The sequence below is a fragment of the Aurantimonas sp. E1-2-R+4 genome, from assembly GCF_036549515.1.
GTDB classification, from domain to species: domain Bacteria; phylum Pseudomonadota; class Alphaproteobacteria; order Rhizobiales; family Rhizobiaceae; genus Aurantimonas; species Aurantimonas coralicida_A.
On the sequence record NZ_JAZHLK010000004.1, the window covers coordinates 67,980 to 94,264 of the forward strand.

Genomic DNA, 26,285 nt, shown 5'->3' on the forward strand with positions numbered 1-26,285 from the left:
CGGTCGTCGCGGATCCGCCACACCAAAAGACCGGCACTCGTTTTGGGAGGTATAAGACTATGAAACGCCATCTGATGGGCTCGGCAGCGATGCTGGCCATCGCGCTCGCATCCGCGCCGGCTTTCGCCGACATGGAAGCGGCCAAAAAATTCCTCGATGCCGAAATCAAGGAGGTGTCGACCCTCGACCGCGCCGATCAGGAAGCGGAAATGCAGTGGTTCGTCGACGCAGCCAAGCCGCTGTCGGGCATGGACATCAAGGTCGCCTCGGAAACGCTGACCACGCATGAATACGAATCCAAAGTGCTGGCGCCCGCCTTCGAGGCGATCACCGGCATCAAGGTCACCCACGACCTGATCGGCGAGGGCGACGTCGTCGAAAAGCTGCAGACGCAGATGCAGTCGGGTGAGAATATCTACGACGCCTACATCAACGATTCCGACCTGATCGGGACCCACTGGCGCTACCAGCAGGCCCGCAGCCTGACCGACTGGATGGCCGGCGAAGGCAAGGATGTCACCAATCCGGGCCTCGACCTGGAAGATTTCATCGGCACCTCCTTCACCACCGCGCCAGACGGCAAGCTCTACCAGCTTCCCGACCAGCAATTCGCGAACCTCTACTGGTTCCGCTACGACTGGTTCAACGACGAGAAAAACAAGGCCGACTTCAAGGAGAAGTACGGCTACGATCTCGGCGTTCCGGTCAACTGGTCGGCCTATGAGGACATCGCCGAGTTCTTTACCGGCCGCGACGTCGACGGCAAGAAAGTCTATGGCCACATGGACTATGGAAAGAAGGATCCCTCGCTCGGCTGGCGCTTCACCGACGCCTGGCTGTCGATGGCCGGCAATGGCGACAAGGGCATTCCGAACGGCAAGCCCGTCGACGAATGGGGCATCCGCGTCAATGACAAAGACCAACCGACCGGCTCCTGCGTCGCCCGGGGCGGCGACACCAACGGCCCGGCGTCTGTCTACGCCATCCAGAAATATCTCGACTGGTTGAAGGCCTATGCGCCGCCGGCCGCCCAGGGCATGACATTCTCCGAATCCGGTCCGGTGCCGGCGCAGGGCGAGATCGCCCAGCAGATCTTCTGGTACACCGCTTTTACCGCCGACATGGTGAAGGACGGCCTGTCGGTCGTGAACGAGGACGGCACGCCGAAATGGCGCATGGCCCCCTCGCCACACGGCGTCTACTGGAAGGAGGGCATGAAGCTCGGCTACCAGGACGTCGGTTCCTGGACGCTGATGAAGTCGACCCCGGTCGATCGCGCCAAGGCCGCCTGGCTCTACGCGCAGTTCGTCACCTCGAAGACCGTCGACGTGAAGAAGAGCCATGTGGGCCTGACCTTCACCCGCGAATCGACGATCCGCGACGCCAGCTTCACCGAGCGGGCACCGAAGCTCGGTGGTCTCATCGAGTTCTACCGCTCGCCGGCGCGCGTGCAGTGGTCGCCGACGGGCACCAACGTGCCGGACTACCCGAAGCTGGCGCAACTCTGGTGGCAGGCGATCGGCGATGCAGCCTCCGGCGCCAAGACGGCGCAGGGAGCCATGGATTCGCTCTGCGCCGAGCAGGAGCAGATCCTGGAGCGTCTCGAGCGCGCCGGGATCCAGGGCGACATCGGCCCGAAGCTCAACGAGGAGCAGGATCTGGCCTATTGGGTCGAGGAGGCCAAGAAGAACGGCACGCTCGCCCCTCAGCCCAAGATCGAGAACGAAAAAGAACAGCCGATGACCGTCAACTACGACGAGCTGGTCAAGAGCTGGGCTGACGCCAACGCGGCCAGTGGCGACGCCGCCATGGAAAAGCCGGCCGCCAAATAATCGGCCGGTCCGCAACGACAAGGAAAGCCGGGCTCGCCCCGGCTTTCTGCTATTCGCGTACAACCTTGCGCCTCAGGGAGAAACGCCCATGTCCGGATACGCCCTCGCCATCGACCAGGGCACGACATCGTCACGCGCCATTGTCTTCGACGACGGCTTTCGCATCGTCGGCGTGGGGCAACAGGAGTTTCCGCAGCATTTTCCGCGCTCGGGCTGGGTCGAGCATGATCCCGAAGACATCTGGCGCTCGGTCGTCGCCACGGTCCGCATCGCCCTCGCCGACGCGTCGCTGTCGGCCTCCGACATCGCCGCAATCGGCATCACCAATCAGCGCGAGACCGCGCTGATCTGGGACCGCGACACCGGCAAGCCGATCCACAACGCCATCGTCTGGCAGGATCGCCGCACCGCCGACATCTGCCGCAAGCTCGTCGATGATGGCGCCGAGCCGGAGATCACGGCAAAGACCGGTCTGATCGTTGACCCCTATTTCTCCGGCACCAAGATCGCCTGGATGCTCGACCATGTGGAGGGCGCACGCGCCAAGGCTGAGGCCGGCAAGCTTGCCTTCGGCACGGTCGACACCTTCCTGCTCTGGCGGCTCACTGGCGGCAAGGTCCACGCGACCGACACCACCAATGCCTGCCGCACCATGCTGTTCGACATCGAGGCGAACGCCTGGGACGACGACCTCCTCAGGCTGCTGAACGTCCCCCGCGCGCTCTTGCCGGAGGTGAAGGACTGCGACGCCGAATTCGGCGTGACCGAGACGTCGTTGTTCGGCGCTGCGATCCCGGTCTGCGGGATCGCCGGCGACCAGCACGCGGCGACGCTCGGCCAGGCCTGTTTCGCGCCGGGGATGCTGAAATCCACTTACGGCACCGGCTGCTTCGCGGTGCTCAACACCGGCGATACCCGCGTGCCATCCTCCAACCGGCTTTTGACCACGATCGCCTATCGCCTGTCCGGCAAGACCGCATTCGCCCTCGAAGGCTCGATCTTCATCGCCGGGGCTGCCGTGCAATGGCTCCGCGACGGGCTCGGCGTCGTCGAGCGCGCCGATCGCACCGGCCCGATGGCGGCCGAGGCCGACGACGCCCAGGACGTCTACATGGTGCCGGCCTTCACCGGGCTCGGCGCGCCCTGGTGGGACGCGGAGGCGCGCGGCGCGATCTACGGCCTGACCCGCAACACCGGTCCGAACGAGATCGCCCGCGCGGCGCTCGAGGCCGTCTGCTTCCAGACCGCCGACCTTCTCTCGGCCATGAAGAAAGACTGGACCGGCGCGAGCGACACGATCCTGCGCGTCGACGGCGGCATGGTCGCATCGGACTGGACGATGCAGCGCCTCGCCGACCTTCTCGATGCGCCGGTCGACCGTCCGGTCGTGCTGGAAACGACAGCGCTCGGCGCTGCCTGGGTGGCTGGACAGAAGGCAGGCGTTTGGCCGGACATGGCCGGCTTTTCCGAGCGCTGGCGGTTGGAGCGCCGCTTCGAGCCGCAAATGGACGCGGCCACGCGCGGGCGCAAGCTCGCCGGCTGGGCCGACGCGGTGCGCCGGACATTGACGTGACCGCGCATCGCGGCGGAAACGCAACGCATCTTCCGCAGCTCCAATTGACCTTTACCGCCCGATCGGGTCAGAGAAAGCAGCGTTCGCCGCCACACGGCGCGCTCTCGCCGGCCCTCCACCCCGCAGCAAAGGCATCCTCCGATGGCTACCAAAGACGTTGTCTATATCGCCCTCTTCGCCGCTCTGATGGCCGTGCTCGCGGTGTTTCCGCCGCTGACGATCCCGGCCCTGGGCGTGCCGATCACCGCGCAATCGATGGGCGTGATGCTGGCCGGCGGTATCCTCGGGGCCAAGCGCGGCGCACTGTCGATGGTCCTCTTCCTTGTTCTGGTGGCGATCGGCCTGCCGCTCCTGTCGGGCGGACGTGGCGGCATCGGCGTCTTCGCCGGCCCGACCGCCGGCTTCCTGTTCGGCTGGATCGTCGCCGCCTATGTCATCGGCTGGCTGACCGAGCGTTTCTGGACCAGCCTCGGCTTTGTCGGCGCCTTCCTGATCTCGGTCTTCGGCGGCATCGTCGTTCTCTACGCGATCGGCATCCCGGTGGTTGCCGCCATCGCCGACATTCCGCTCTGGACGGCCCTCACCGGCTCGGCTGCCTTCATCCCGGGTGATTTGATCAAGGCCGGCATCGCCGCGGCGGTGATCACGACCGTCAAGCGGTCCTACCCGCTGATCCCCTCGCGAGTGCGCGCGGGCCGGGCCTGACGGCAGACCCGCGGTCGATGATCGAGCTCGCCGGAGTTTCGCTCGAGCGCGCCGGGCGCCGGATCCTCGCCGATCTGGACCTGCGGCTCGCGGAACGGCGGATCGCGATCATCGGCGCCAACGGCTCCGGCAAGAGCACCTTCGCCCGGCTGCTCAACGGGCTGATCTTGCCGACCACCGGGCAGGTCGCCGTCTGCGGACTCGACACCCGGACGAAGGGCCGCGAAGTGCGCCGCCAGGTGGGCTTCGTCTTTCAGAACCCGGACAATCAGATCGTCTACCCGACCGTCGGCGAGGATCTCGCTTTCGGGCTCAAGGGCCGCGGCGTCGCGGCCGCCGACATCCCCGGCAGGGTCGAGCAAACCCTCGACCGCTTCGGCCTGAACGGTTTTGGTGATCGGCTCGTCCACGAGCTCAGCGGCGGCGAACGCCAGATGGTAGCGCTGGCCGGCGTCATGATTCTGGAACCGGCCTGGCTCGTCCTCGACGAGCCGACCACACTCCTCGACCGGCGCAACACGCGTCGTGTCATGGACGCCGTGGCGGCGCTGGATCAGCATGTGATCCTCGTCACCCATGATCTCGATCTCCTCGCCGGTTTCGACCGGGTGCTGGTCTTCGACGATGGCCGGCTGGTCACCGACGCCGCGCCGAAGGAAGCGATCGCAGCCTATCTGAGGATCGTCGGGTGATCGCGGGTCTCTACCGGCCGGGTTCGAGTCCCGTCCACCGCGTCCGCGCGTCGGTAAAGCTCATCGCCCTCCTCGTCCTCGGGACCGTCCTCTTCGCCATCGACGACGTGTGGCTCGCGGCGACCGCGCTCGTCATAGTCCTTGCCGGCTATGCGCTGGCACGCATTCCGGCCCAGGCCGCCTTCGCCCAGATCCGCCCGGTTCTCTGGGTCCTCGCCATTCTGTTCGCGGCGCAGCTCTGGCTGATCGACCTCTCCGCGGCGCTGATTCTCGTCCTGCGCTTCGCCGCCCTGATCTTCGCCGCATCCCTCGTCACGCTGACCACACGCACCGCCGACCTCGTCGCGGTGATCGAACGGGCGCTCAGTCCCCTCACCCGCTTCGGCCTCGACGTCGGCAAGGTGAGCCTGGCGATCTCGCTGGCGATCCGCTTCATCCCGGCGGTCGGGGCGATCGTCGAGGAAGTCCGCGAGGCCCAGCGAGCGCGTGGACAGGACCGCTCGATCGTCGCGCTCGCGGTTCCGGTGATCGTAAGACTGCTGAAGATGGCCGACGAGATCGCCGAGGCGATCGACGCGCGTTCCTGACACGCCGCGTCTGTCGCGATGGGGACATTTTCCCGATCCTTGGCGTCGACGCGTCGCGCCGGCAGCACGTGCTATGCTCTCGGATCAGGGCATTGTTAGAAACATGATTGGGAGGATCGCCATCATGGCTTGGCTTCGCTCGGCGCTGGGCGCCGCCGTGTTGCTCGCGCTTTTCGCGACCGGCGCGATGGCGCAGGAAAAAATTCGCGTCGGCGTGCTCAAATACGGCACCGTCAACTGGGCGCTCGACGCCATGACCCGCAACGGGCTTGACGAAGAGAACGGTGTCGATGTGGAAATCGTCCCCTTCGCCGGCGAGGATGCTTCCAACGTCGCGCTGCAGGCGGGCGACGTCGATATCATCGTCTCCGACTGGCTGTGGGTCTCGCGCCAGCGGGCGACCGGCGCCGACTTCACCTTCGCGCCCTATTCGACGTCGGTCGGCTCGATGATGGTCGCCGGCGACAGCGACATGAAGGCTCTCGGCGATCTGAAGGGCAAGACGATCGGCGTCGCCGGTGGGCCACTCGACAAGAACTGGCTGCTGATCCAAGCCTTGGCGAAAAAGAACTACGGAACCGACCTCGCCGGTGAAAACGACGTGGTTTTCGGCGCACCGCCGCTGCTGACCGAAAAGGCAAGGTCCGGCGAGCTCGATGCCGTGCTGAATTTCTGGCACTACGCCGCGCGCCTCGAGGCGGAGGGATTTCGCACTCTGATTTCGGGGGCCGACGCCGCCATGGAAATGGGAGCCTCGGGTCCGGTCGCGGCACTCGGCTGGGTATTCCGCGACAGCTTCGCCGAGAAGCATCCGAAGGCGATCAGGGGCTTCCTCGCCGCCGACAAGGCAACGAAAGGATTGCTCGAATCGTCCGACGCGGAGTGGGACATCGTTGCCCCCCTGACCAAGGCCAAGGACGAGAAGACGCTGCAAACCCTGCGCAATCGCTACCGCGAGGGCATCCCCTCCCGCAGTGCAGCGGAGGAAGAAGCCGATGCGAGGACGCTCTACCGGCTGCTCGCCGAGATTGGCGGAGAAAAGCTTGTCGGGCCATCCAGGGAACTGGTCGAAGGCACCTACTGGCCCGGCCTCGCCGATGGCGGCTGATAGTCCCACCATAGCAGGTGGGCGCCGCTGCGTCGCTCGCGCTGGCCCGGCCTTGATGACGCTTTTGTCGCTGGCAGGCCTGCTCGCCCTTTGGTGGGTCGTGGCGACCTTCGCCGACAGCCGCGCCCTGCCGGCGCCGCCCGCCGTGCTCGACGCCTTCTGGCGCGACACCAGGACCGGCGAGCTGTTTTTTCATCTGGCGATGACGCTGTTTCGCGTCGCCGTATCCTTCGTGCTCGCCATGGCGATTGGCGCGGCGATCGGCATCGCGCTCGGCCTCAATCGCGACGCCAACCGGTTCTTCGATCCCTGGGTGATCCTCTTCCTCAACCTCCCGGCGCTTGTCGTCATCGTCCTCGCCTATATCTGGTTCGGCCTCAACGAGGCCGCCGCGATCGGTGCCATCGCCGTCAACAAGATCCCCAATGTCGTCGTGACGATGCGCGAGGGCGCCCGCGCCCTCGACCGGAACCTGAGCGAGATGGCGTCCGTCTACCGCTTCGGCCGGGCAAAGACGATGCGCCACGTGGTGATCCCGCAGTTGCAGCCCTATTTCGCCGCCGCGTCCCGTTCCGGCATCGCGCTGATCTGGAAGATCGCGCTGGTGGTCGAACTCCTCGGCCGCTCGAACGGCGTCGGCTTCCAGATCTATCTCTATTTCCAACTGTTCGACGTAGCCGCCATTCTCGCCTACACGCTGGCCTTCGTCGCCATCATGCTCCTGATCGAGTTCCTGCTTGTCCAACCGCTCGAAGCCTATTCCACCCGCTGGCGCATCCGGCCCGCTTGACGTCCTCGTCCGCGACAAGATCTTCCACGCGGTCGACGGCGCAGAAGTGCGGGCGATCGCGGAGATCGCCTTCCAGGCGCCGCCCGGCAGCTTCACCACGCTGATCGGCCCGTCGGGTTGCGGCAAGACGACGACGCTCCGGATCATCCTTGGCCTCGACACCGACTTTTCCGGGCACGTCCGGTTGCCCGACGAGACGGGGCGGGTCGCCGCCGTCTTCCAGGAGCCGCGCCTCCTGCCCTGGCGGACGGTCGAAGACAACGTCCGGCTAGCGCTGCCCGAGGCGAAGGCCAACGTCGACCTTAGCGATCTCTTCGCCATTCTCGGCCTGGATGAGATGCGATCGCGCTATCCGGGCGAGTTGTCGCTGGGCCTCGCGCGCCGGGTCGCGCTCGCTCGTGCCTTCGCCATCGAGCCGGCGCTGCTGCTGCTCGACGAGCCCTTCGTCTCGCTCGACGAAATGACCGCGAACCGCCTGCGGGAGCTCTTGATGACGGTCTGGTCGGCCCGGCCGACGACAGCGCTGATGGTCACCCACAATCTGAGGGAAGCGCTGCAACTGTCCGATCGCATCGTCTTTCTGACGGCGCGGCCGTCGACCGTGCGCGGCGTCTACGAGATCGACACGCCCCGGGCCGAGCGGGATGCGGTGTGGGCGGAACACACGCTGCAGGCGGTGGATGAGGCATTTCCGGGAGTTCTGTGAAGATGGCCGACGGGCCGAACTTCACGATGATCCGCTGCGAAAATCATCAGGTAGGCTTGCCCCTTCCCGCTTGACCTCCTCCCGCCGCCATCCGACTCTCGCGACCATGAGCATGATTCGATCCGTCTGCGTCTATTGCGGCTCCTCGGCGGGCCGCGATCCCCTTTATATCGATAGCGGGCGAAAGCTCGGCACGGCGATCGGCAAGGCCGGCATCCGACTCGTCTATGGCGGCGGCACCCGCGGCATCATGGGCGCCGTTTCCGAGGGCGTCATCTCGGCGGGAGGCGAGGTCACCGGCATCATCCCGCGCTTCCTGATCGATATGGAGGCAACCGAACGGGAACTGAAGCGGCTGGACGAGCTGATCGTCACCGAGGACATGCACGAGCGAAAGCATCTGATGTTTCAGCGCTCGGACGCCTTCGTCGCTCTGCCCGGCGGGATCGGCACGCTGGAGGAACTGGTCGAGATCCTCACCTGGAGCCAATTGGGCCGGCACGAAAAACCGATTGTCATCGCCAATATCGGCGGCTTCTGGGATCCCCTGTCGCGGCTGTTCGACCACATGAGCGAGGAAGGTTTCCTGCACCGCGCCCATCAGGTTCGGCCGATTATCATCGACGACGTCGCCGACATCGTGCCGCATCTTGTCGCCGCGACATCAGTGAATGGCGACGACGGGCGGCTGGAGATCATCGAGCGGCTTTGATCTTCCGCCCCCCTGTCGCGCGGTTGCGAATGCGGGGTTTCGTCCTAGATGCGAGAAAACGCGGCCATGCCGCTCTCCCCTTCGCATGACAAGGACCCACCCGCCCATGGCCGAGAAGCGCTCGACCCCGAAACTTGAAATTCGCACGGCCGAAAAGAGCGACGTCGCCGCGATTATCGCCCTCTCCGCCAAGGTCTTCAAGGACGAGCCGGCCTATACGCGCGGCATGATTTTGGGACAGCTTTCGGCCTTCCCGGAGGGGCAGTTCGTCGTCGCCTACGAGGGCGAGATCGTCGGCTATGCCGCGACCATGATCCTGTCCGAGGAGAAGGCGCTGGGTCAGCACACATGGGCGGAGGTAACCGGCGGCGGCTACGCGGCGATGCATGATCGCCGGGGGGAATGGCTCTACGGAACCGAGGTCTGTGTCGATCCGGATCGGCGGCGCCTCAGGATCGGCAAACGCCTCTACGACGCGCGGCGTCGGCTTTGCCAGGATCTCCATCTCAAGGGCATCGCCTTCGGCGGCCGGATGCCGGGCTATCAGCGCAACGCCAGGAAATATGCGTCGCCCGAGGTCTATCTGGAGGCCGTCAAGGCAAGCGAGGTGAAGGATCCGGTCGCCTCGTTCCATCTGAAATCCGGCTTCGAGCCGGAAACCCTTTTGAAGAATTACTATCCGAGCGACCGCGCCTCCGGCGGCTACGGCGTGCTGATGGTCTGGCGCAACCCCTATTTCGACCCTTTGCGTCAGGAGCAGCCGGTCAATCGCGGCAATCCGGATGTGGTGCGCGTCGTCACCGTCCAGATGAAGGCGCGTCGGATCGCCAAGCCGCAGGACTTTTACGACGCGGTCGATTATTTCGTCGAGGTCGCGTCGGAATATGGCGGCGATTTCGTCGTCTTTCCCGAGCTGTTCACGCTGATGTTACTGTCCTGCGAGGCCGAGGAATTGAAGCCCGAGGCGGCGATCCAGCGGCTGACCGAGCACACGCCGGATTTCGTCGCGCGGCTGACCGACATGGCGATCCGCCGCAACATCAACATCATTGGCGGCAGCCACGCCACCAAGACCGACGACGGCGACATCCAGAACGTCGGCTACGTCTTCCTGCGCGACGGCTCGGTCCATGCCCGCGAGAAGATCCACCCGACGCCGAACGAGCGGCAATACTGGCAGATCAAGGGCGGCGATCCGATCGACACGATCGAGACCGATTGCGGCTCGATCGGCGTGATGATCTGCTATGATTCGGAATTCCCGGAAGTCGCCCGGCGGCTCACCGACCAGGGCGCGCGCATCCTGTTCGTGCCGTTCAACACCGATACCCGCCACGGCTATCTGCGCGTGCGCTATTGCTGCCAGGCGCGGGCGATCGAGAACCAATGCTACGTCGTCACTTCGGGCATGACCGGCAATCTCGGCAATGTCGACAATCTCGACATCGAATACGCCCAGTCCGGCATCTTCACCCCTTGCGACTTCCCCTTCGCCCGCGACGGTATCGCCGCCGAAGCCTCGGAGAATGTCGAGATGGTGACCGTCGCCGACCTCAACCTGGCGACGCTCGGTTGGGCCCGCTACGAAGGCTCGGTGCGCAATCTGCGCGACCGCCGGCTCGATCTCTACCGCACGACATGGTCCGACGGCGGCTGAGCGATTTCCTGAGCGCGCGCAAGGAATGGCGCCCGCTCAGAGGCCCTGCGGCCGCAGGGCTCGCCGCGCCGCCCGGGCCTTCTGGAACAACGCCCAAGTGTAAAGCGCCAGCGCTGCCCAGATGAAACCGAAGGCGACCAGCTGCCAGATATCGAAGGACTCGCCGAACAGGAAGATCGCTCCCAGGAAAAGCAGCGTCGGCACCATGTATTGCAAGACGCCGATCGTCGAATAGTGCAACAGCCGCGCGCCGGTCGCGAACAGGATCAGCGGGATCGCGGTCAGCGGACCCGTTCCGATGAGCAGCGCCGTCTCCACTCCGTCGGCGAGGAAACGGCTCTCGCCCGCCATCGCCACGAGCACGGCCGCCGAGGGCAGCGCCAGGATCATCACCTCCAGGAAGAAGCCTTCGCTGGCTCCCACGGGGACCATCTTGCGCAGCAATCCGTATATGCCGAACGAAAAGGCCAGCGTCAGAGATATCCAGGGAAGACCGCCGGCCCGTACCGTCAGGATGACGACGGCGATGGTGGCGAGCCCGATCGCGAAGGACTGCGGCCGGTTCGGCCGCTCGCCGAGGACGACGGCGCCGAGCAGGATGTTGACCAGCGGGTTGATATAATAGCCGAGTGCGGCATCGAGCGCGTGTCCCGACACGATGGCGTAGACGTAGGTTCCCCAGTTGAGCGAGATCAGCGTCGCGGCCAGTGCCGCCAGCGCCACGGTCCGCACATTGGCGAAATGCCGCCAGACCGTGCCGAGCACCCCCTGCCACCAAAGGATCAGCAGGGCGACGGGGATCGCCCATAAAATTCGATGCGCCACGATCTCGAAGGGCGAGACATGGTCGAGCAGCTTCATGTAGATCGGGAGGATCAGTCCCCAGATGGCAAAGGCCCCAAGGGCGTAGGCGAAGCCCTTGTTTAATCCGGCGTCGGCCGCTGGCATGAGACTGCTCAATGAAAGAGTTGGATGACGGCGGTCTATCAGATGGCGCGTGGGGCGACACCCGCTTTTCGATGATGGCACCGATCCGTTTTGGTGATGCGCCATCGCCGGATCGCTACCACCTTGACGGCGGACCGGCACCCGATTGGCCGCGAAAGACTATGGTGAGGTCGCCTCGTCGTCGCCGGGACGGTCGGGATGCTGATACGAGACGATGTCGCGCAGAAACGAGGTTGCGTCCACGTCCTGTTCGGTCGCCCTTGACGGCAGGCTCGCGAGACGATCGGCATAGGGCAACAGCGCCTCGACGCCGTATTGGATGACAGGCGGTATCGCCGCCGGATCGTCGAAAGCGCCGATGGCAAGGGCCACACCATCCGGCGCCTCGTAGGTGAGCGGCGTCCCGCAATCCTCGCAGAAGCCACGCCGGACGTGGTTGGACGACTGGAAGCGCTTCGGCTCGCGCCTGGTCCAGACGAGACTATGGTCGCGCACCGAAACCAGAGGCGCATAGAAACTACCGAATGCCTTCTGGCACATGCGGCAATGGCAGATCGACGCCTTGGCCGGATCGATCTCGGTGCGAAAGCGTACGGCACCGCACTGGCAGCCGCCGGTGTGAATGGTCATGGGATTGCCCTCCTCTGCATGCCCGCTTTGCCGAATATTGGTGATCTTAAGCTGAACCGCGCACTCTCGCTAACGGCGCAAGTCCCTACCGCGCGAAGCGGTCGGTGGCCTCCAGCAGTTCGTGCAAGATGCCTGGCTCGGCGAAGGCGTGGCCGGCGCCCTCCACCATCCGGTAGTCCGCTTTCGGCCAGGCCTGGGTGAGCTGCCAGCTGGTGACCGCCGGCGTCACCACGTCGTAGCGGCCCTGGACGATGACGCCGGGAATGTCCGCCAAGCGGTGTGCGTCGCGAATCAGCTGGCCCTCCTTGAGCCAGAGGTCGTGGTAGAAATAGTGATTTTCGATCCGGGCGAAGGCGATCGTGGCGTCGGACACCGCCCCGCCGTTGCCATTTTCGCCGGCCTGGGTCTGTCGCAGCATGACCGTCGCCGACTCCCAGTTCGTCCACGCGCGTGCCGCCGCGGCGCAGACGGCGCGATCGGGATGGGTGAGCCGCTTGCGATAGGCCGCGACGATGTCGTCCTGCTCGGCCGCCGGGATTTGCCCGACGAGATCCTCCCATCGATCGGGGAAAAGCCGGTTGGCACCGCGCTCGTAGAACCATTCGAGTTCGGAGCGCCGGCCGGTGAAGACGCCGCGCAGGATCATGCCGCTCACCCGCTTCGGGTGCGTCTCGGCATAGGCCAGCGCCAGCGTCGCGCCCCAGGAGCCGCCGAACAGCAGCCAGCGTTCCACGCCGAGCAAGGCGCGCAGGCGCTCCAGATCGGCGACGAGGTGCCAGGTGGTATTGGCGTCCAGACGACCGAGGGGCGTCGAGCGGCCACAGCCACGCTGGTCGAACAATATGATGCGATAGCGCGCCGGATCGAACAGCCGACGGTGCTGCGACGAGGCGCCGCTGCCGGGTCCACCATGCAGGAAGACGACGGGTCTGCCATCGGGATTGCCGCACAGCTCATAATAGAGCTGGTGCCCGTCGCCGACGTCGAGGCGACCGGTCTGATAGGGCTCGAGGCCGGGAAAGGGTTTGCGAAGCGGACCTGTCATTAGAAGTGATTACTAGCGCTGTCTGATGAAATGGACAGGGACGCTCGACCGCATCCGATCAAAACCGACACCGAGCCCGCTTGCATCCCTGCAGTTAATGTACATATTTTATAGACAGAATTGAGGGGGCTTGGCCATGACCGAAAAAACCGTAACCGCGACGCGGTTCAAGTCCGACTGCCTCAAGCTCATCGATGCGATGAATCGCGATCACGAACCCGTCGTCGTGACGCGCCACGGAAAGCCGGTGGCGAAGATGGTGCCCGTGGAAACGGATGAGGGGCGTCAGTCCTTGTTCGGCGCGATGAAGGACACGATCCTCGATTATGACGACATCATCTCGCCGGCCAGCGATCCTGAAGATTGGGACGCATTGCGGTGATCCTGATCGATACGCATGTCCTGATCTGGCTTCTAGGCGACGACCCGAAGTTGGGTGACGCGACCCGAGATATCATCGGGCGGGAAGCCGGACGGGGCGCGGTCGCAATCTCGGCGATCACGCCATGGGAGATCGCCTTGCTGACCCAAAAAGGCCGACTAAGTCTCGCAACCGACGTCGGCCTCTGGATTGACGCCGCATTGTCCCGCCCCAGCATTCGTCTGCTGCCGCTGGAGCCTTCCATCGCCGTCGCGAGCGTCTCACTGCCGGGCTCGTTTCATCCCGATCCGGCGGATCGGTTCATCGTCGCCACGGCGCGGCATCACGGAATTCGGATAGCGACGGTCGATCGCGCCATCCTGTCCTATGGCGCGGAAGGCCACGTCCGTGTGATCGACGCAGCTAAATGAGAGACGTGAATGCCCCAAGTGGGTGGGTCAGCGTCTACCGCTTCACTTCCCAGGTGGTCACCCGCTCGCCGGTCTCCGGGTCCTTGCCGTCCTTGAGCTGGATGCCCTTGGCCAAAAGCTCGTCGCGAATCCTGTCAGCTTCGGGCCAATTCTTCTCGCGGATGAGTTCGAGGCGTCCAGTAATGGCGGCCCATACAGTCTCCCTCGCTTCTTTCTCTAGGAGGACGTCAGCATCTGCCGCGAACTGCGTCAAAAAGTCTGTTTCCTCGAAGCCTAACAGCCTCAGCGCGAGCCGAAAGGACCTTCGACTCTCTTCTTGCCCACCCGTAGCTGCTCGGGCCAAGCTGTGAAGTTCGTTGATGAACCGGGGCGTGTTTAGATCATCCAAAAGCGGGTTCACATCCGCGAGGACAGCTGAGTAACCAATAGTCTCAGCTCCAAACGCGACATCGGCCCATCGGCTCAGAATAGCCGCAGCCTCCTCCAGCCGCTTCACAGAAAAGTCGATCGGCTCGCGATAGTGGGTCATCAGCATGGCCAGCCGCAGTACCTCGCCCGGCCATTTCCGCCCGCCAAATTTTTCGGTGTGCAGGAGGTCGTGAATGGTGACGAAGTTCCCCTCCGACTTACTCATCTTGCGGCCCTCGACCTGCAGATAGCCGTTGTGCATCCACACCTGCGCCATCTGGTCGGTACCGTGGGCGCAGCGCGACTGGGCGATCTCGTTCTCGTGGTGCGGAAAGATCAGGTCGAGGCCGCCGCCGTGGATGTCGAAAGTCTTGCCGAGATAGGCTTCGCTCATCGCCGAGCATTCGATGTGCCAGCCGGGCCGGCCTCTTCCCCACGGACTATCCCAGCCGGGCTCATTCTCGGTCGAGAGCTTCCACAGGACGAAGTCGCCGGGATTCTTCTTGTGGCTGCCGGCGGCGATCCGCGCCCCGGCCTGCTGGTCCTCCAGCCGCCGGTTCGACAATTTGCCGTAATCGGGCATCGAGGTGACGTCGAACAGCACCTCGCCGCCCGCCTCATAGGCGTTGCCCTTGTCGATCAGCGTCTGGATCATCGACACCATGTCGTGGCCGTCGGCGTGTCCGGTGACGAAGTCGGTGGCGCGCGGCTCGTGCGTCGGGGGAAGGCAGCCGAGCGCCTTGACGTCGTCATGGAACTGATCGGCGGTCGCCTGCGTCACCTTGGCGATCGCCGCGTTCAGCGGCAGGTCCGGATAGTCCCGCGCCGCCCGTGCGTTGATCTTGTCGTCGACGTCGGTGATGTTGCGGACATAGGTGACAATATCTTCGCCGTAGAGGTGACGCAGCAGCCGGTAGAGGACGTCGAACACGATGACCGGCCGGGCGTTGCCGATATGGGCGTAGTCGTAGACGGTCGGGCCGCAAACATACATACGCACGCGCCGGTCTGCCTCGGCCTTTGCCGAATCCTGCCAATCCAGCGGCCGAAACTCCTCCTTCGTCCGCGTCATCGTGTTCCAGAGCCTCAGCCCGCGAAACCCGTCATCCATGCGTCGTCCTCGTCGCGCTCGTAATTGCAGCGCTCTCGCTAGCGCCAATCGAGGCGGCTGACAAACGCGCTTCGCCTCGCCTCCGCCGAACAACTTGTCTGACTGCGACAAATGTCCCGTGATCGCCCGTGAGGTTCCGCGCAACAATCGTCCGATTTTCCAGTGGAATCAGGAAAATTCATGCCGCTTTGGAACCGCAGCCTTGTGGCGGGATTATCACTTCATATTGTCAAGAAGGACAAAGGCTTAGGGCGTTAAGTTCGTCTTAGCCATTGCCCTTGAAAATGGCACGATCGGGGTGCCCTGTAGCTGTCCAAACAAGCCACGGATCGAGGCCATGAAAACCGAGACAATTCAATTTCGCTCCAAGAGCGACCGCGAGCGTGACGTAGATCTTGAGCGCAACTACCACGAGATCGGCATCCCCGCGATTGCGGCGGCGAGCCAGGGCTGCTGCAAGCAGAAGCAGGCGAAGGCTGACACTTCGAACGCTAAAAAAGACGCCGGCTGACGAGTTACCCGCCTCCAACTAGCAGGCCGGTTGCCAGCATCGCCATCACAGCGGCGATCGAAAGGTCCAAAATCCGCCATGCGGCGGGTTTTCGAAAGAGCGGTGCCAGCAATCGCGCGCCGTAGCCAAGCGCCACGAACCACACGAGCGAGGCGGCCATCGCGCCGCCGGCATAGGCGGCTTTCTCCGCCCCCGTTGCGTATCGCGCCGAAAGGCTTCCCAGCAGAACCACCGTATCCAGATAGACATGCGGGTTGAGGAATGTCAGCCCGAGCACCGTCGCGAGCGCCGCGCGCAGGCTCATGAGCCGGCCGCCCCGCACGGCCATGGCGTTGCGGTCGAAGGCACGGCGCAGGGCGAGGAACGCATAGACGTACAGGAACGCAGCGCCGGCGAAGGTGACGAACCGGACCACACCGGGCGCGCCGGTGATCAGGCTGCCGAGTCCGGCGACGCCGGCGACGATCAACACAGCATCCGACAGACTGCAGACCAGCACGACGGCGAGGACGTGATTGCGCACGAGCCCGCGTTCGAGCACGAACGCGTTCTGCGCGCCGATCGCCACGATCAGCCCGAGTCCGAGGGCAAAGCCGCCAAAGGACGCCGGCAGAAGGTCCGTCATGGCTGTCCGTATCGCTCGGTTTGCGTTTGGAAGAAGTCGGTCAAAGCAGTTTCCGCTGAACCTCGAGCGCCGCGTCTCCCCCGGTTTTCAGCGGTTCCGCCTCGGCGATCGGGCGCTGGATGTCCGGATCGGTATTCGCCACTGCGTTGACGCGGTCCGACACGCGCACCGGGTCGAAGAAATCGTCGTTGGCGGCATACAGAATATCGGCGACCGCCGCAGGGTCGTTGTCCCGACAGTTCAGCCAGCGTGTGTGGTCAGCCGGCGCCACGACGACCGGCATCCGCTCGTGGATCTGCGCGATCCGCCGGTTGGCGGCCGTCGTCAGGATCGCGGCGGTGTCGACTTCGCTGCCGTCGGCGCCAAGCCAGGTTTCCATCAATCCCGCAAAGCAGAAGGGCCTGCCATCGCCGGGCCGCAGAAAATAGGCCTCGGATTTCGCCCTCCCGCGCCGCCGCCATTCGTAGAAGCCGCTGGCGGGGATCAGGCAGCGGCGGTATCGCATCGCCGCGCGAAAGGAATTCTTCTCGGCGGCCGTCTCGGCCCGGGCGTTGAACAGCAGCGGAAAACTCCGCCAATCCTTGACCCAGGCGGGAATGAACCCCCAACGGGCGAGAAGCGCCGTGCGATGAAGAAAATTCGCCCCCGGCCGCTCCTCCTGGCCGCCGATTGCGATCAGAATGGGCTGGGTGGGCGCGATGTTATAGCGCGGGGGAAACGGCTCGATCTCCGCCAGCGCAAGCATTTCGGCTATCGTCTCGGGGGTTGCCGTCAGGGTAAAGCGTCCGCACATGGCGCTGTTGAGCCGGAGCGACGACATGAAGTCAAGAAGTGCGCGGGCAACGGAAGGGGATCGGAATGAGACACCATGGATAACCCCCCTGCCCGCCCGCTTGTCGGCGTCTCCGTCTGCCTGATGAGTCGCGATCGCGTTCTCCTGGTGGAACGGGGGCAGCCACCTTTCGCCGGTCGCCTGAGCCTGCCCGGCGGCAAGGTGATGTGGGGCGAGCGCCTCGACGCCGCGGCCCGGCGCGAGCTGGCCGAGGAAACCGGCGTGATCGCCGGACCGCTGACCTTTTTGCGACTGCACGAGGCGATCGACGACGCATTTCACGCCGTGATCGCTGTTTTCTGTGGACGGGTTCCCGAGGACGCGGCGATGCAAGCGGCGGACGACGCCGCTGCGCTGTATCTGATGAGCTTGGCGGAGGTCGCAGCAGCGGACGCCGACGGCCGAACGACGCCTGGCCTTTGGCAGGCCGTGAGCGCCGCTGCGGAGCAACTGGTCAAGGACTGAGTGGGAGGCCAGCGAGCGGGTTTCGGCAGACTTTCGCCGTCGGCGGCGCCTCTGGTTGTTGCCAGAATGGCGCAGGCTGCGGGATAAGGCCCGGCATTGTGAGGCAACCCTTGCAAATCCGTTAACGAGAGCTGAAAGATTTCCGATGCGTCTGCGTGTTTCTTTCTCGGCCATCGCCATCGCGGCGGTCCTTCTGGGTTCCGTCGGCGGCACTGACCTACACGCACAGACAACCGAGACGCCGGCGCAAGAAGAGGGTGTCGTGGACGCGGGGGAAACTCCGGCGACGGTGGCGCCGATCGACGCGCCCTACACGAAGTCGTTGAACCGCCTCGCTTCGATTCTCGGGTCGATGCATTTTCTGCGGACGCTTTGCAACGATCCTCAGGCCGCCGTGTGGCGGGAGAAAATGCGGGAACTGATCGAGGCGCAAGCGCCCAACGACGCTGACAGAAGGCATCTGGTGGCGAGTTTCAACGGCGGCTACCGCTCGTTCGAATCGACCTACCGCAGTTGCACACCGGCCGCTCGCGTCGCGGTCAATCGCTATCAGGGCGAGGGGGCGACGCTCGCACGCGAGATTGGCGCTAGGTACGGAAATTAACCTCGGATTAACGGTCCTCGAAAACGGCTTCGATTTTTGCAATGAGATCGTGTTAGGACGTTAACGGGACGTGAAGCCGAAAGGCTGGAATTGAGGGGATCGCAATGATCGATTTGCAGGGTGCCGAGCTGGACGAGATGATCCAGGCCGAAAAGAAGCAAGTCGCTTTCGAATATCACAACGAAGCCTGGGCCGACGGCATCTCGGACGGGATCGAGGCCGAGATCCTGGCGGAGACCGCGATCACGACCGCGCTGACCGAGCTTGTCAGGCTGCATGGCGAGGACGACGTCCTGGGAATGGTCGAGGCGCTACGCCAGCGAATCGAGTTTGGCGAGTTCCGGCCGAACCGGACCATCCAATAGACGCGCAGGGTCGTCCCGACCGTTTTGTCGTGCCGGCGTCCCGGCACTCGTTCGAAGGCAGTGAAAGTTTTGCCAAGCCGATGCGCCGCGTGAACCTTGTCATCAGCGTCGCCGCATTTGGCGTGGCCCTGCTCGCAGCGGCCAATGCTCAGGCCTTCTCCCAGATCGAACCGACTGAGGGACAATCGGATTCCAAGGAAGGAATCCTCGTCGTTCCGTTGCCGCCGCTGCCCTCCGCGGCCACTGACGTGAACGCTCCCACGCCGCCTGTCGACGGCGACAGCCCAAGCGATACCGATCCCGAGCGCACTGACGACGGCGAATCGCCATTGCCGCCCGCCGAGGAACCCGAGAGCGGCGGCGATCTGAAATCGAAGCCTTCGTCCGCCGACGCGAAGACGGTGCTCGCGGTTCCGCTCGCCACCGAGATCGCCTATGGCGACGACGGGCTGCCCGCGCCGGTGCGCGACCTTCGCGCCAAACTCATCGCGATCGCCAGGGCCGGCGAGATCGAGAAATTGCGCCCCTATATCGAGGCCGGCGAAGACGGGACGGTTCTGTCTTTCGGCGATGTCGGCGGCGATCCGATTGAATTTCTAAAACAGACGTCCGGCGATGGCGAAGGCCTGGAAATTCTGGCGATTCTTCAAGAGATTCTCCAGGCTGGCCACGTCCGCGTCGAACCGGGCGCCGACAACGAGATCTATGTCTGGCCGTATTTTACCCAGGTTGCCATCGACAGCCTGTCGAAGTCGCAATTGGTCGAACTGTTCGAGCTCGTTACTGCCGGCGACTACGAGGCGATGAAGGAGTTCGGCGCTTATAATTTCTACCGCGTCGGCATTTCGCCGGACGGGCGACTCAGCTTCTTCGTCGCCGGCGACTGAACGCAGTGGAGGCGGCGGTTCCCGCCCCGCCCCAGGCGCGCCGCGCCTATCGTCGCACCGGCAGAGCTTCCAGGAATTCCACCGGCTCGCCGGTAGCGCTCTCGACCAAATCGCCATCCCACATGACCCGGCGGCCACGGACCATCGTGCCGACGGGCCAGCCGGTGACCTGCTTGCCGTCATAGGGCGTCCATTGCGCGCGCGAGCCGATCCAGCCGTCGCTGATCGTCGTCTGGCGCTTCAGATCGGCGATGGTGAAATCGGCGTCGTAGCCGAGCGCGATCCGGCCCTTGTCCGCTATGCCGAAGATGCGCTGCGGCCCGGCCGAGGTCAGATCGACGAAGCGGACGAGAGACACCCGGCCGTTGGCGACGTGATCGAGCATGATCGGCACCAGTGTCTGAACCCCGGTCATGCCGGAGGGAGACTGCGGGTAAGGTTTGGCCTTTTCCTCCAGCGTATGCGGCGCGTGGTCCGAGCCGAGGACGTCGATGACGCCGTCGGCGACGCCCCGCCAGATTCCATCCCGGTGCCGCGCCTCGCGCACCGGCGGGTTCATCTGCAGCTTGGTGCCGAGGCGGGCATAATCGTCCGCCGTCATCGTCAGATGATGCGGCGTCGCCTCGCAGGTGGCGTTGCGCTTGTGGCCGGCGAGAAACGCGATCTCCTCTGCGGTCGAAATATGCAGGACATGGATGCGGGCGCCCTCTTCCTCGGCGATTCGCACCAGCCGCTCGGTGCATTGCAGCGCCGCGATTTCGTCGCGCCAGACCGGGTGCGACGCCGGATCGTTCTCGATTCGCAGCGCCGCCCGCTCGCGCAGGCGGAACTCGTCCTCCGAGTGGAAGGCGGCGCGCCGGCGCGTGCGTTTCAGGATCTCGCGGACGCCGTCGTCGTCCTCGACCAGCAGCGAGCCGGTCGACGAGCCCATGAACACCTTGATGCCCGCGGCGCCCGGCAGCCGCTCCAGTTCGGCAACCTCCGCCGCGTTCTCGCGCGTTCCCCCGACCCAGAAGGCGAAATCGCAATGCATCCGATGGCCGCCGCGATGCAGCTTGTCGGCGAGCGCCGCCTCGCTCGTGGTCAGCGGATTGGTGTTCGGCATTTCGAAGACGCAAGTCACGCCTCCGAGGACGGCGGCGCGCGATCCGGTTTCGAGGTCTTCCTTGTGCTCGGCGCCGGGTTCGCGAAAATGCACCTGGCTGTCGATGACACCCGGCAGAACGTGCAGGCCGGTGCAATCGATCACCGTCCCGGCCAATCCGGGATCAATCGTCCCGATCGCGGCGATCCGTCCGTCGATGATCCCGATATCGCGGACGCCGGCGCCGTCCTGATTGACGACCGTGCCGCCCTTTAGAACCGTCTCGTAGGTCGTGGCGATCGTGCCCATCGATGCTATCCCGTGCTTGTCCCTCTGCCGTGTCCGGCTTACGTAACTGAGCTGGATCACACAAGCGAGCCGCCCATGCCCTACGCCCAATTGCCGGAGCGGACCGTTCTCGCCGTCACCGGGGACGATGCCGATCAGTTTCTTCAGACGCTGGTCACCGCCGACCTCGACCAGCTCGGCGCGGCGGAGATGCGGCCCTCGGCGCTTTTGACACCGCAGGGCAAAATCCTGTTCGAATTTTTGATCGGACGAATCGACGGCGGCTACCGACTCGATTGCGCCCTGGCCGCGGCGGCGGGTCTGACCAAGCGCCTCGGACTTTATCGCCTGCGCAGCAAGGTCGCGATCGAGCCAGAAGCGACGGCGGTGTTCGCGCTGTGGGGCGAGGCTAACGCCGCCCTCGCCGGCTCCTTCGTCGACCGGCGGTTCCCGGACGGAGACGTCGCCCGTCGCTATGGCAACGCGCCCGCCGGGATCGATGCGGCGGACCCGGCTGACTATTACGCGCTGCGGGTCGCCGCAGGCATCGCCGAGGCCGAAACCGACTATCCGGGCGCCGATGCCTTTCCCCACGACGTGCTGCTCGATCAGAACGGCGGCGTCTCCTTCAAGAAGGGCTGCTTCGTCGGCCAGGAGGTGGTCTCGCGGATGCAGCATCGCGGCACCGCGCGGCGGCGCCTGATGCTCTTGTCCGGCGAACGGCATCTGACCCCCGGCGCTAATATCGAGGCCGGCGGCAAGACTGTGGGAACGGTGCTGGCGACGACCGGCGCGGACGGATTCGGCTTCGTCCGGATCGACCGGCTGGCGGACATGTTGGCGAAGGGCGAAAAGCTGTCTTCCGACGGAGTCCCGCTGACGGCGACGATCCCGCCCTGGGCGGGCTTTTCCCTGCCGGAGCCCAACCAGGCCGCGTCCGGGACCGGGACCGAAGCATGAGCCGAATCGGACCCAAGCCGAAGCGCGTCTGGCAACGGATGCTGTCGGGCCGCCGGCTCGATCTGCTCGACCCGTCGCCGCTCGACGTCGAGATCGAGGACATTGCCCACGGCCTCGCCCGCGTCGCCCGCTGGAACGGCCAGACGCGCGGCGATCACGCCTTCTCCGTCGCGCAGCATTCGTTGATCGTCGAAGCGATCGTGGCGCGAGGAGAAAGCGACCCGCGCTGGCGGTTGGCGGCCCTTCTCCATGATGGTCCAGAATATGTCATCGGCGACATGATCTCGCCGTTCAAGAGCGTCATGGGCGGCGACTACAAGCTGGTCGAAAAGCGGCTCCAGGCGGCGGTGCATCTGCGCTTCGGTCTGCCGGCGAGGCTTCCCGCCCCGGTCGAGAAGGCGATTAAGGCCGCCGACCGGATCTCGGCCTATTTCGAGGCGACACTGCTCGCCGGCTTCGAAGCCCATGAAGCGGCGGCGTTCTTCGGCAAGCCCGGACCGTCGCGGTTCGAGCCTGATGACTTCGCGCCCGTGCCGACGGCGGCGACAGAGGCGGCCTTCCTTCAGCGATTCGCCGAACTCGATGCCGAAGTCGCGGCGACGACGTCGATTGTTGGCAAAGCGGTCAGGCGGGGGTGACAGCGCGACGGCACCGGACATAATGTCAGCGCATGTCCTATCTCGTGGTCTCTTCCCTTGCCGAACTTCCCGCCACCGTCGCCCAGCACGGTGCGCGCGATCTCGTGACGCTGATCAATGCCGATACGGCGGTGCCTCGGCCGACGGGCATTGTCGCCGAGCGTCATCTGTTTCTCGGCTTCAACGACATCGCCGAGCCGATCGAGGGCATGATCGCGCCGTCGGTCGACCACATCGACGAACTGCTCGTGTTTGGACGGCGTTGGGACCGCGAAAAGCCGCTGGCGATCCATTGCTGGGCCGGAATCAGCCGCTCCACCGCCGCCGCCTTCATCCTGGCGCTGGCGATCAATCCGGATCTTGAGGAAGCCGCGCTGGCGCAGGAGTTGCGGCGGCGCGCCCCGTCCGCGACACCCAATCGGCGGCTCGTCGCGCTGGCCGACGAAAAGCTCGGACGCGGCGGTCGGATGGTCGCGGCGATCCATGCGATCGGCCGCGGCGAAGACGCCTTCTCCGGCACGCCCTTCGTTCTGCCGTTGGCGCTTTAGCGGCGAATCCCCAGCGTTATCGCCGAAGGTCGCCGAGGAAGAAGGCCTGCCTCAGCCCCGCGGCCGATAGACATGCTCCGGCCCGGGAAAGTTCCGCGACCTGACCTCCTCGGCATAGTTCGATACCGCCTGGCCCACAGCTTCGCCGAGGGCCGCGTAGCGCTTGACGAAGCGCGGCGCTTTCTCGGTGAGGCCCAGCATGTCCTCGAGCACGAGGATCTGTCCGTCGCAGGCCGCCGCCGCCCCGATACCGATGGTCGGCGCAGTAATGTCCCGCGTGATCGCCTCGGCCAAGGGCTCGACGATACCCTCCAGCACGACGGAGAAGGCCCCCGCCTCGCTGACCGCCCGCGCGTCGGCGAGAATCCGTTCCCGCCCGACTTCGTCATGCCCCTGCGTGCGAAAGCCGCCGAGGGCGTTCACCGACTGGGGTGTCAGCCCGACATGGGCCATAACCGGAATCCCGCGCTCGGCCAGAAATTCGATCGTTTCGGCCATGCGGATGCCACCTTCGAGCTTGACCGCCCCGCAGCCGGTATCCGCCATCAATCGCGCGGCCGCACGGAATGCGTCCGACGGGCTCGCTTCGTAGCTGCCGAACGGCATGTCGACGACGACGAGCGCCTTGGACGTGCCAGCCATCACCGCCCGCCCATGGGCGATCATCAGTTCCAGCGACGCACCGAGCGTCGACCCCATGCCGTGCTCGACCATCGCCAGGCTGTCGCCGACGAGGATGCAATCCACATGCGGATCGACGAGCCGCGCCATGATCGTGTTGTAGGCGGTGACGGCGACGATGGGCGTCGCGCCCTTGCGAGAACGAAGTTCCGGTGCCGTCAGGCGCGTCGTGCGAATCGGCGAACTCATGCGCATTCTCCCGTTTGGGCGGATCGGCTCTTCCGCGCGGCCACGCGCTGATCGATCAACAGCACCTCGCCGAACCGCGCAGTGACCAACAATACCACCGGCCGATCGCCGATCCGATCGACGGCGTCGAGCGTCGCCGCGTCGCGAAGATCGAGAGACTGGAGATCGGCGCGGGGCTCGGCTTCGATGATCACCCGAACGGCTGAGAGAACCGTCGCCGGATCGCGCTCACCGCCAGCGACCACTTTCTCGCCCTCGTCGAGAGCGCTCGCCAGTACCGTCGCAACCGCGCGATCTTCCGAAGACAGGCGGACATTGCGCGACGACAGGGCGAGGCCGTCGGTTTCACGTACCGTCGGCACGGCGACGATCTCGATCGGCATTTCCAGATCGGCGACCATCCGCCGGATGATCGTCAGCTGCTGGTAGTCTTTCTCGCCGAAATAGGCGCGGTCCGGCTGGACGATGTTGAACAGCTTGGTGACGACGGTCGCCACGCCACGGAAATGGCCGGGGCGCAATTCGCCGATCAGGATGTCGCCGAGCGGCTTCAGATCCACGAAGGCCTGCATCGGCCGACCGTACATCTCGTCGACGGGCGGCGCGAAGACATAGTCGACCGGGAAATCCGCGAGTCGCGCCAAATCGCTCTCGATATCGCGGGGATAGGCGTCAAGATCCTCGTTCGGACCGAACTGCGTCGGGTTGACGAAGATGGTGACAACGACCCGGTCGTTCTCGGCCGCGGCCCGTTCGACCAGCTTCAGATGCCCGGCGTGCAAATAGCCCATGGTCGGCACGACGCCGATCGTCTCGCCGGCGAGGCGATGAGCCTTCAGCGCGGCACGTAGCGGCGCGATCCGTTCGAACAACTGCAAGCGCCCCTCCTCGGCTGTCGCGGACCTTTTAGCGACACTGGGAGGCGGGGGGAAGGCTCGAAGCCTCCCGGCCCACGGAGACGGAAGACGAGTCCGTATTCTTCCCGGTGATCACACCGATCACCCAAACGCGTTTCCCTCAGGCTCGATCCGGATGCTAACGCTCTAAGTGCCGAACCCGGAGACCGAAGCATGAGCGCGACCACATCGACCGCCAATGGTGCGACGACGCCATGGATCGCGATCGCCGCTGGTTGCGCCATCGCGCTGTTGACCTTCGGCCCCCGCTCGGCAATCGGCTTCTTCCAGATTCCGATGCTCGCCGAGCATGGCTGGAGCCGCGAGGATTTCGCCATCGCGATCGCCATCCAGAACCTGTTCTGGGGCGCCGGGCAACCGATCTTCGGCGCCATCGCTGACCGATTCGGCACCGGCAGGGTGCTGATTCTATCAGGGTTTCTCTACGCCGCCGGGCTCGGCGTCACCGCCATCGCCCCGACGCCGTTCTGGCTGACCATCGGTTCCGGCGTCCTTGTCGGGCTTGGCGTCGCCGCCGGCTCATTCGGCATCGTGCTGGCGGCCTTCGCGCGGCGGGTGTCGCCCGAGCAGCGCTCCTTCGTCTTCGGCCTCGGCACGGCCGCGGGCTCGGCCGGCATGTTCCTGTTCGCGCCACTCAGCCAGGCACTGATCGACAGCTATGGCTGGTCCGATTCTCTGCTCATCCTGTCGGCCATGATGCTGCTGGTGCCGCTGTTCGCTTATGCCTTGCGCGGCAACAGCCGCACCTCCGGCAACCTCCAGGCGGAGGTGGAGCAGACCATGGGCGCGGCGCTGCGCGAGGCTTTCGCGACCAAGAGCTATCTGCTTTTGACCACCGGCTTCTTCGTCTGCGGCTTTCAGGTCGCCTTCATCACCGCGCATTTTCCGGCCTATATCGCCGACCTCGGCATGGCGCCGGTCTGGGCGGTGACGGCGCTCTCCCTGATCGGCTTCTTCAACATCATCGGCTCGATCGGCTCGGGCCTGATCGGCCAGCGCTATTCCAAGCCGCATTTCCTCGCGCTGATCTATATCGGCCGCTCGATCGCGGTGACCATCTTCCTGCTGACGCCGCAGACGCCGGCGACGGTCGTCGTCTTCTCCACGGTGATGGGGCTGTTGTGGTTGTCGACGGTGCCGCCGACCAATGCGCTCGTGGCGATCATGTTCGGCACCCGCTATCTGGGACTGCTCGGCGGGCTGGTCTTCTTGTCGCACCAGATCGGCTCGTTTCTCGGCGTCTGGCTCGGCGGCTATCTCTACGTCGCGATGGGCTCCTACGATCCGGTCTGGTGGCTCGGCGTCATCCTCGGCCTGATCGCGGCGGTCGTCCACTGGCCGATCCGTGAGGCGCCGGTGGAGCGCGAATTGCTGCCGGCATAAGACGGCGTTCGA

The 26,285-nt window shown here is 65.0% G+C and carries 30 protein-coding genes; 21 read left to right on the top strand and 9 right to left on the bottom strand.

Annotated elements, in window-relative coordinates; genetic code table 11:
- Positions 1 to 59 precede the first annotated feature (59 nt).
- The 10 genes from VQ045_RS03270 (at position 60) to VQ045_RS03315 (ending at position 10,362) form a co-directional block, all read left to right on the top strand.
- On the top strand, positions 60 to 1,832 hold the full coding sequence (locus VQ045_RS03270) for an ABC transporter substrate-binding protein (protein WP_327624809.1): 1,773 nt from the start codon (positions 60 to 62) through the stop codon (positions 1,830 to 1,832).
- 88 nt (positions 1,833 to 1,920) lie between these two features.
- Positions 1,921 to 3,405: a glycerol kinase GlpK gene (gene glpK / locus VQ045_RS03275; RefSeq protein ID WP_327624810.1), complete on the top strand. Its 1,485-nt coding sequence runs from the start codon at positions 1,921 to 1,923 to the stop codon at positions 3,403 to 3,405.
- A gap of 141 nt (positions 3,406 to 3,546) precedes the next feature.
- Positions 3,547 to 4,110, top strand: a complete 564-nt coding sequence (locus tag VQ045_RS03280) for a biotin transporter BioY (RefSeq protein ID WP_327624811.1) — start codon at positions 3,547 to 3,549, stop codon at positions 4,108 to 4,110.
- Positions 4,111 to 4,127: 17 nt separating this feature from the next.
- Positions 4,128 to 4,802, top strand: coding sequence for an energy-coupling factor ABC transporter ATP-binding protein (locus VQ045_RS03285; protein ID WP_331829145.1), 675 nt, complete (start codon positions 4,128 to 4,130; stop codon positions 4,800 to 4,802).
- Positions 4,799 to 5,389: an energy-coupling factor transporter transmembrane component T family protein gene (locus VQ045_RS03290; protein ID WP_331829146.1), complete on the top strand. Its 591-nt coding sequence runs from the start codon at positions 4,799 to 4,801 to the stop codon at positions 5,387 to 5,389. Before VQ045_RS03285 ends, VQ045_RS03290 begins: the two co-directional genes overlap by 4 nt.
- Positions 5,390 to 5,513: 124 nt before the next feature.
- Positions 5,514 to 6,497: an ABC transporter substrate-binding protein gene (locus VQ045_RS03295; RefSeq protein ID WP_331829147.1), complete on the top strand. Its 984-nt coding sequence runs from the start codon at positions 5,514 to 5,516 to the stop codon at positions 6,495 to 6,497.
- Between the two features lie 52 nt (positions 6,498 to 6,549).
- Positions 6,550 to 7,287: an ABC transporter permease gene (locus VQ045_RS03300; RefSeq protein WP_331829148.1), complete on the top strand. Its 738-nt coding sequence runs from the start codon at positions 6,550 to 6,552 to the stop codon at positions 7,285 to 7,287.
- Positions 7,235 to 7,993, top strand: coding sequence for an ABC transporter ATP-binding protein (locus VQ045_RS03305; protein ID WP_331829149.1), 759 nt, complete (start codon positions 7,235 to 7,237; stop codon positions 7,991 to 7,993). Before VQ045_RS03300 ends, VQ045_RS03305 begins: the two co-directional genes overlap by 53 nt.
- A gap of 106 nt (positions 7,994 to 8,099) precedes the next feature.
- On the top strand, positions 8,100 to 8,705 hold the full coding sequence (locus tag VQ045_RS03310; protein WP_331829150.1) for a TIGR00730 family Rossman fold protein: 606 nt from the start codon (positions 8,100 to 8,102) through the stop codon (positions 8,703 to 8,705).
- 106 nt (positions 8,706 to 8,811) lie between these two features.
- Positions 8,812 to 10,362, top strand: coding sequence for a GNAT family N-acetyltransferase (locus tag VQ045_RS03315; RefSeq protein ID WP_331829151.1), 1,551 nt, complete (start codon positions 8,812 to 8,814; stop codon positions 10,360 to 10,362).
- A gap of 36 nt (positions 10,363 to 10,398) precedes the next feature.
- On the opposite strand, the gene rarD is transcribed toward VQ045_RS03315, so the two are convergent.
- The 3 genes from rarD to pip all read right to left on the bottom strand — a co-directional run bounded on the left by rarD (position 10,399) and on the right by pip (position 12,985).
- Positions 10,399 to 11,310 carry an EamA family transporter RarD gene (gene rarD / locus VQ045_RS03320; protein ID WP_331829152.1) on the bottom strand — a complete coding sequence of 304 codons (912 nt, stop codon included), beginning with the start codon at positions 11,308 to 11,310 and terminating at the stop codon, positions 10,399 to 10,401.
- 159 nt (positions 11,311 to 11,469) lie between these two features.
- Entirely contained in the window at positions 11,470 to 11,940 is a 471-nt protein-coding gene (locus VQ045_RS03325) for a GFA family protein (RefSeq protein ID WP_331829153.1), read from the bottom strand.
- 85 nt (positions 11,941 to 12,025) lie between these two features.
- Positions 12,026 to 12,985, bottom strand: coding sequence for a prolyl aminopeptidase (pip, locus tag VQ045_RS03330; protein WP_331829154.1), 960 nt, complete (start codon positions 12,983 to 12,985; stop codon positions 12,026 to 12,028).
- 136 nt (positions 12,986 to 13,121) lie between these two features.
- On the opposite strand from pip, the gene VQ045_RS03335 reads away from it, so the two are divergent.
- Positions 13,122 to 13,367 (top strand): type II toxin-antitoxin system Phd/YefM family antitoxin, encoded by a 246-nt coding sequence (locus tag VQ045_RS03335; protein ID WP_331829155.1) that lies wholly within the window; start codon positions 13,122 to 13,124, stop codon positions 13,365 to 13,367.
- Positions 13,364 to 13,777, top strand: coding sequence for a type II toxin-antitoxin system VapC family toxin (locus tag VQ045_RS03340; protein ID WP_331829156.1), 414 nt, complete (start codon positions 13,364 to 13,366; stop codon positions 13,775 to 13,777). The genes VQ045_RS03335 and VQ045_RS03340 overlap by 4 nt, the downstream gene beginning before the upstream one ends.
- A 34-nt stretch (positions 13,778 to 13,811) precedes the next feature.
- Here VQ045_RS03340 and cysS read toward each other — a convergent pair whose 3' ends face one another.
- Positions 13,812 to 15,296, bottom strand: coding sequence for a cysteine--tRNA ligase (gene cysS / locus VQ045_RS03345; RefSeq protein WP_331829157.1), 1,485 nt, complete (start codon positions 15,294 to 15,296; stop codon positions 13,812 to 13,814).
- A gap of 337 nt (positions 15,297 to 15,633) precedes the next feature.
- Between cysS and VQ045_RS03350 the strand changes: the two genes are divergently transcribed.
- Complete coding sequence (locus tag VQ045_RS03350) at positions 15,634 to 15,807, top strand: hypothetical protein (protein ID WP_327624824.1); 174 nt, start codon at positions 15,634 to 15,636, stop codon at positions 15,805 to 15,807.
- A gap of 4 nt (positions 15,808 to 15,811) precedes the next feature.
- Here VQ045_RS03350 and VQ045_RS03355 read toward each other — a convergent pair whose 3' ends face one another.
- Together VQ045_RS03355 and VQ045_RS03360 are read right to left on the bottom strand one after the other, a co-directional pair.
- Complete coding sequence (locus VQ045_RS03355; RefSeq protein ID WP_331829158.1) at positions 15,812 to 16,432, bottom strand: LysE/ArgO family amino acid transporter; 621 nt, start codon at positions 16,430 to 16,432, stop codon at positions 15,812 to 15,814.
- A 40-nt stretch (positions 16,433 to 16,472) separates the two neighbouring features.
- Positions 16,473 to 17,252, bottom strand: coding sequence for an SOS response-associated peptidase (locus VQ045_RS03360; protein WP_327624826.1), 780 nt, complete (start codon positions 17,250 to 17,252; stop codon positions 16,473 to 16,475).
- A gap of 48 nt (positions 17,253 to 17,300) precedes the next feature.
- On the opposite strand from VQ045_RS03360, the gene VQ045_RS03365 reads away from it, so the two are divergent.
- The 4 genes from VQ045_RS03365 (at position 17,301) to VQ045_RS03380 (ending at position 19,585) form a co-directional block, all read left to right on the top strand.
- Complete coding sequence (locus VQ045_RS03365; RefSeq protein ID WP_327624827.1) at positions 17,301 to 17,729, top strand: NUDIX domain-containing protein; 429 nt, start codon at positions 17,301 to 17,303, stop codon at positions 17,727 to 17,729.
- Between the two features lie 145 nt (positions 17,730 to 17,874).
- Positions 17,875 to 18,333: a TIGR02301 family protein gene (locus VQ045_RS03370; RefSeq protein ID WP_327624828.1), complete on the top strand. Its 459-nt coding sequence runs from the start codon at positions 17,875 to 17,877 to the stop codon at positions 18,331 to 18,333.
- Positions 18,334 to 18,437: 104 nt separating this feature from the next.
- Entirely contained in the window at positions 18,438 to 18,698 is a 261-nt protein-coding gene (locus VQ045_RS03375; RefSeq protein WP_206453373.1) for a hypothetical protein, read from the top strand.
- Between the two features lie 89 nt (positions 18,699 to 18,787).
- Positions 18,788 to 19,585: a hypothetical protein gene (locus tag VQ045_RS03380; RefSeq protein ID WP_331829159.1), complete on the top strand. Its 798-nt coding sequence runs from the start codon at positions 18,788 to 18,790 to the stop codon at positions 19,583 to 19,585.
- 46 nt (positions 19,586 to 19,631) lie between these two features.
- On the opposite strand, the gene VQ045_RS03385 is transcribed toward VQ045_RS03380, so the two are convergent.
- Complete coding sequence (locus tag VQ045_RS03385) at positions 19,632 to 20,969, bottom strand: dihydroorotase (protein WP_331829198.1); 1,338 nt, start codon at positions 20,967 to 20,969, stop codon at positions 19,632 to 19,634.
- Positions 20,970 to 21,053: 84 nt separating this feature from the next.
- Here VQ045_RS03385 and ygfZ point away from each other — a divergent pair, with 84 nt between their 5' ends.
- The 3 genes from ygfZ to VQ045_RS03400 are packed head-to-tail and all read left to right on the top strand — an operon-like array spanning position 21,054 to position 23,103.
- Positions 21,054 to 21,917: a CAF17-like 4Fe-4S cluster assembly/insertion protein YgfZ gene (ygfZ, locus tag VQ045_RS03390; protein ID WP_331829160.1), complete on the top strand. Its 864-nt coding sequence runs from the start codon at positions 21,054 to 21,056 to the stop codon at positions 21,915 to 21,917.
- Positions 21,914 to 22,555 carry an HD family hydrolase gene (locus tag VQ045_RS03395; RefSeq protein WP_327624832.1) on the top strand — a complete coding sequence of 214 codons (642 nt, stop codon included), beginning with the start codon at positions 21,914 to 21,916 and terminating at the stop codon, positions 22,553 to 22,555. Before ygfZ ends, VQ045_RS03395 begins: the two co-directional genes overlap by 4 nt.
- Positions 22,556 to 22,587: 32 nt before the next feature.
- Positions 22,588 to 23,103 carry a tyrosine phosphatase family protein gene (locus VQ045_RS03400; RefSeq protein ID WP_331829161.1) on the top strand — a complete coding sequence of 172 codons (516 nt, stop codon included), beginning with the start codon at positions 22,588 to 22,590 and terminating at the stop codon, positions 23,101 to 23,103.
- A 51-nt stretch (positions 23,104 to 23,154) separates the two neighbouring features.
- Here VQ045_RS03400 and panB read toward each other — a convergent pair whose 3' ends face one another.
- The gene (gene panB, locus VQ045_RS03405; protein ID WP_331829162.1) at positions 23,155 to 23,973 is read right to left on the bottom strand and encodes a 3-methyl-2-oxobutanoate hydroxymethyltransferase; all 819 of its coding nucleotides are present in this window, start codon (positions 23,971 to 23,973) and stop codon (positions 23,155 to 23,157) included.
- The gene (gene panC, locus VQ045_RS03410) at positions 23,970 to 24,851 is read right to left on the bottom strand and encodes a pantoate--beta-alanine ligase (protein ID WP_331829163.1); all 882 of its coding nucleotides are present in this window, start codon (positions 24,849 to 24,851) and stop codon (positions 23,970 to 23,972) included. The genes panB and panC overlap by 4 nt, the downstream gene beginning before the upstream one ends.
- A 192-nt stretch (positions 24,852 to 25,043) precedes the next feature.
- Here panC and VQ045_RS03415 point away from each other — a divergent pair, with 192 nt between their 5' ends.
- A complete protein-coding gene (locus VQ045_RS03415; RefSeq protein WP_331829164.1) occupies positions 25,044 to 26,273 on the top strand; it encodes an MFS transporter in 1,230 nt (409 codons plus the stop codon).
- The last annotated feature ends 12 nt before the right edge of the window (positions 26,274 to 26,285 follow it).

Excerpts from the sequence above, each read along its gene's own strand:
- VQ045_RS03270 (WP_327624809.1), top strand. The coding sequence starts at position 60 with ATGAAACGCCATCTGATGGGCTCGGCAGCGATGCTGGCCATCGCGCTC.
- glpK (WP_327624810.1), top strand. The coding sequence starts at position 1,921 with ATGTCCGGATACGCCCTCGCCATCGACCAGGGCACGACATCGTCACGC.
- VQ045_RS03280 (WP_327624811.1), top strand. The coding sequence starts at position 3,547 with ATGGCTACCAAAGACGTTGTCTATATCGCCCTCTTCGCCGCTCTGATG.
- VQ045_RS03285 (WP_331829145.1), top strand. The coding sequence starts at position 4,128 with ATGATCGAGCTCGCCGGAGTTTCGCTCGAGCGCGCCGGGCGCCGGATC.
- VQ045_RS03295 (WP_331829147.1), top strand. The coding sequence starts at position 5,514 with ATGGCTTGGCTTCGCTCGGCGCTGGGCGCCGCCGTGTTGCTCGCGCTT.
- VQ045_RS03310 (WP_331829150.1), top strand. The coding sequence starts at position 8,100 with ATGAGCATGATTCGATCCGTCTGCGTCTATTGCGGCTCCTCGGCGGGC.
- VQ045_RS03315 (WP_331829151.1), top strand. The coding sequence starts at position 8,812 with ATGGCCGAGAAGCGCTCGACCCCGAAACTTGAAATTCGCACGGCCGAA.
- rarD (WP_331829152.1), bottom strand. The coding sequence starts at position 11,310 with ATGCCAGCGGCCGACGCCGGATTAAACAAGGGCTTCGCCTACGCCCTT.
- VQ045_RS03325 (WP_331829153.1), bottom strand. The coding sequence starts at position 11,940 with ATGACCATTCACACCGGCGGCTGCCAGTGCGGTGCCGTACGCTTTCGC.
- pip (WP_331829154.1), bottom strand. The coding sequence starts at position 12,985 with ATGACAGGTCCGCTTCGCAAACCCTTTCCCGGCCTCGAGCCCTATCAG.
- VQ045_RS03335 (WP_331829155.1), top strand. The coding sequence starts at position 13,122 with ATGACCGAAAAAACCGTAACCGCGACGCGGTTCAAGTCCGACTGCCTC.
- cysS (WP_331829157.1), bottom strand. The coding sequence starts at position 15,296 with ATGGATGACGGGTTTCGCGGGCTGAGGCTCTGGAACACGATGACGCGG.
- VQ045_RS03350 (WP_327624824.1), top strand. The coding sequence starts at position 15,634 with ATGAAAACCGAGACAATTCAATTTCGCTCCAAGAGCGACCGCGAGCGT.
- VQ045_RS03355 (WP_331829158.1), bottom strand. The coding sequence starts at position 16,432 with ATGACGGACCTTCTGCCGGCGTCCTTTGGCGGCTTTGCCCTCGGACTC.
- VQ045_RS03360 (WP_327624826.1), bottom strand. The coding sequence starts at position 17,252 with ATGTCGTCGCTCCGGCTCAACAGCGCCATGTGCGGACGCTTTACCCTG.
- VQ045_RS03365 (WP_327624827.1), top strand. The coding sequence starts at position 17,301 with ATGGATAACCCCCCTGCCCGCCCGCTTGTCGGCGTCTCCGTCTGCCTG.
- VQ045_RS03370 (WP_327624828.1), top strand. The coding sequence starts at position 17,875 with ATGCGTCTGCGTGTTTCTTTCTCGGCCATCGCCATCGCGGCGGTCCTT.
- VQ045_RS03375 (WP_206453373.1), top strand. The coding sequence starts at position 18,438 with ATGATCGATTTGCAGGGTGCCGAGCTGGACGAGATGATCCAGGCCGAA.
- ygfZ (WP_331829160.1), top strand. The coding sequence starts at position 21,054 with ATGCCCTACGCCCAATTGCCGGAGCGGACCGTTCTCGCCGTCACCGGG.
- VQ045_RS03395 (WP_327624832.1), top strand. The coding sequence starts at position 21,914 with ATGAGCCGAATCGGACCCAAGCCGAAGCGCGTCTGGCAACGGATGCTG.
- VQ045_RS03400 (WP_331829161.1), top strand. The coding sequence starts at position 22,588 with ATGTCCTATCTCGTGGTCTCTTCCCTTGCCGAACTTCCCGCCACCGTC.
- panB (WP_331829162.1), bottom strand. The coding sequence starts at position 23,973 with ATGAGTTCGCCGATTCGCACGACGCGCCTGACGGCACCGGAACTTCGT.
- VQ045_RS03415 (WP_331829164.1), top strand. The coding sequence starts at position 25,044 with ATGAGCGCGACCACATCGACCGCCAATGGTGCGACGACGCCATGGATC.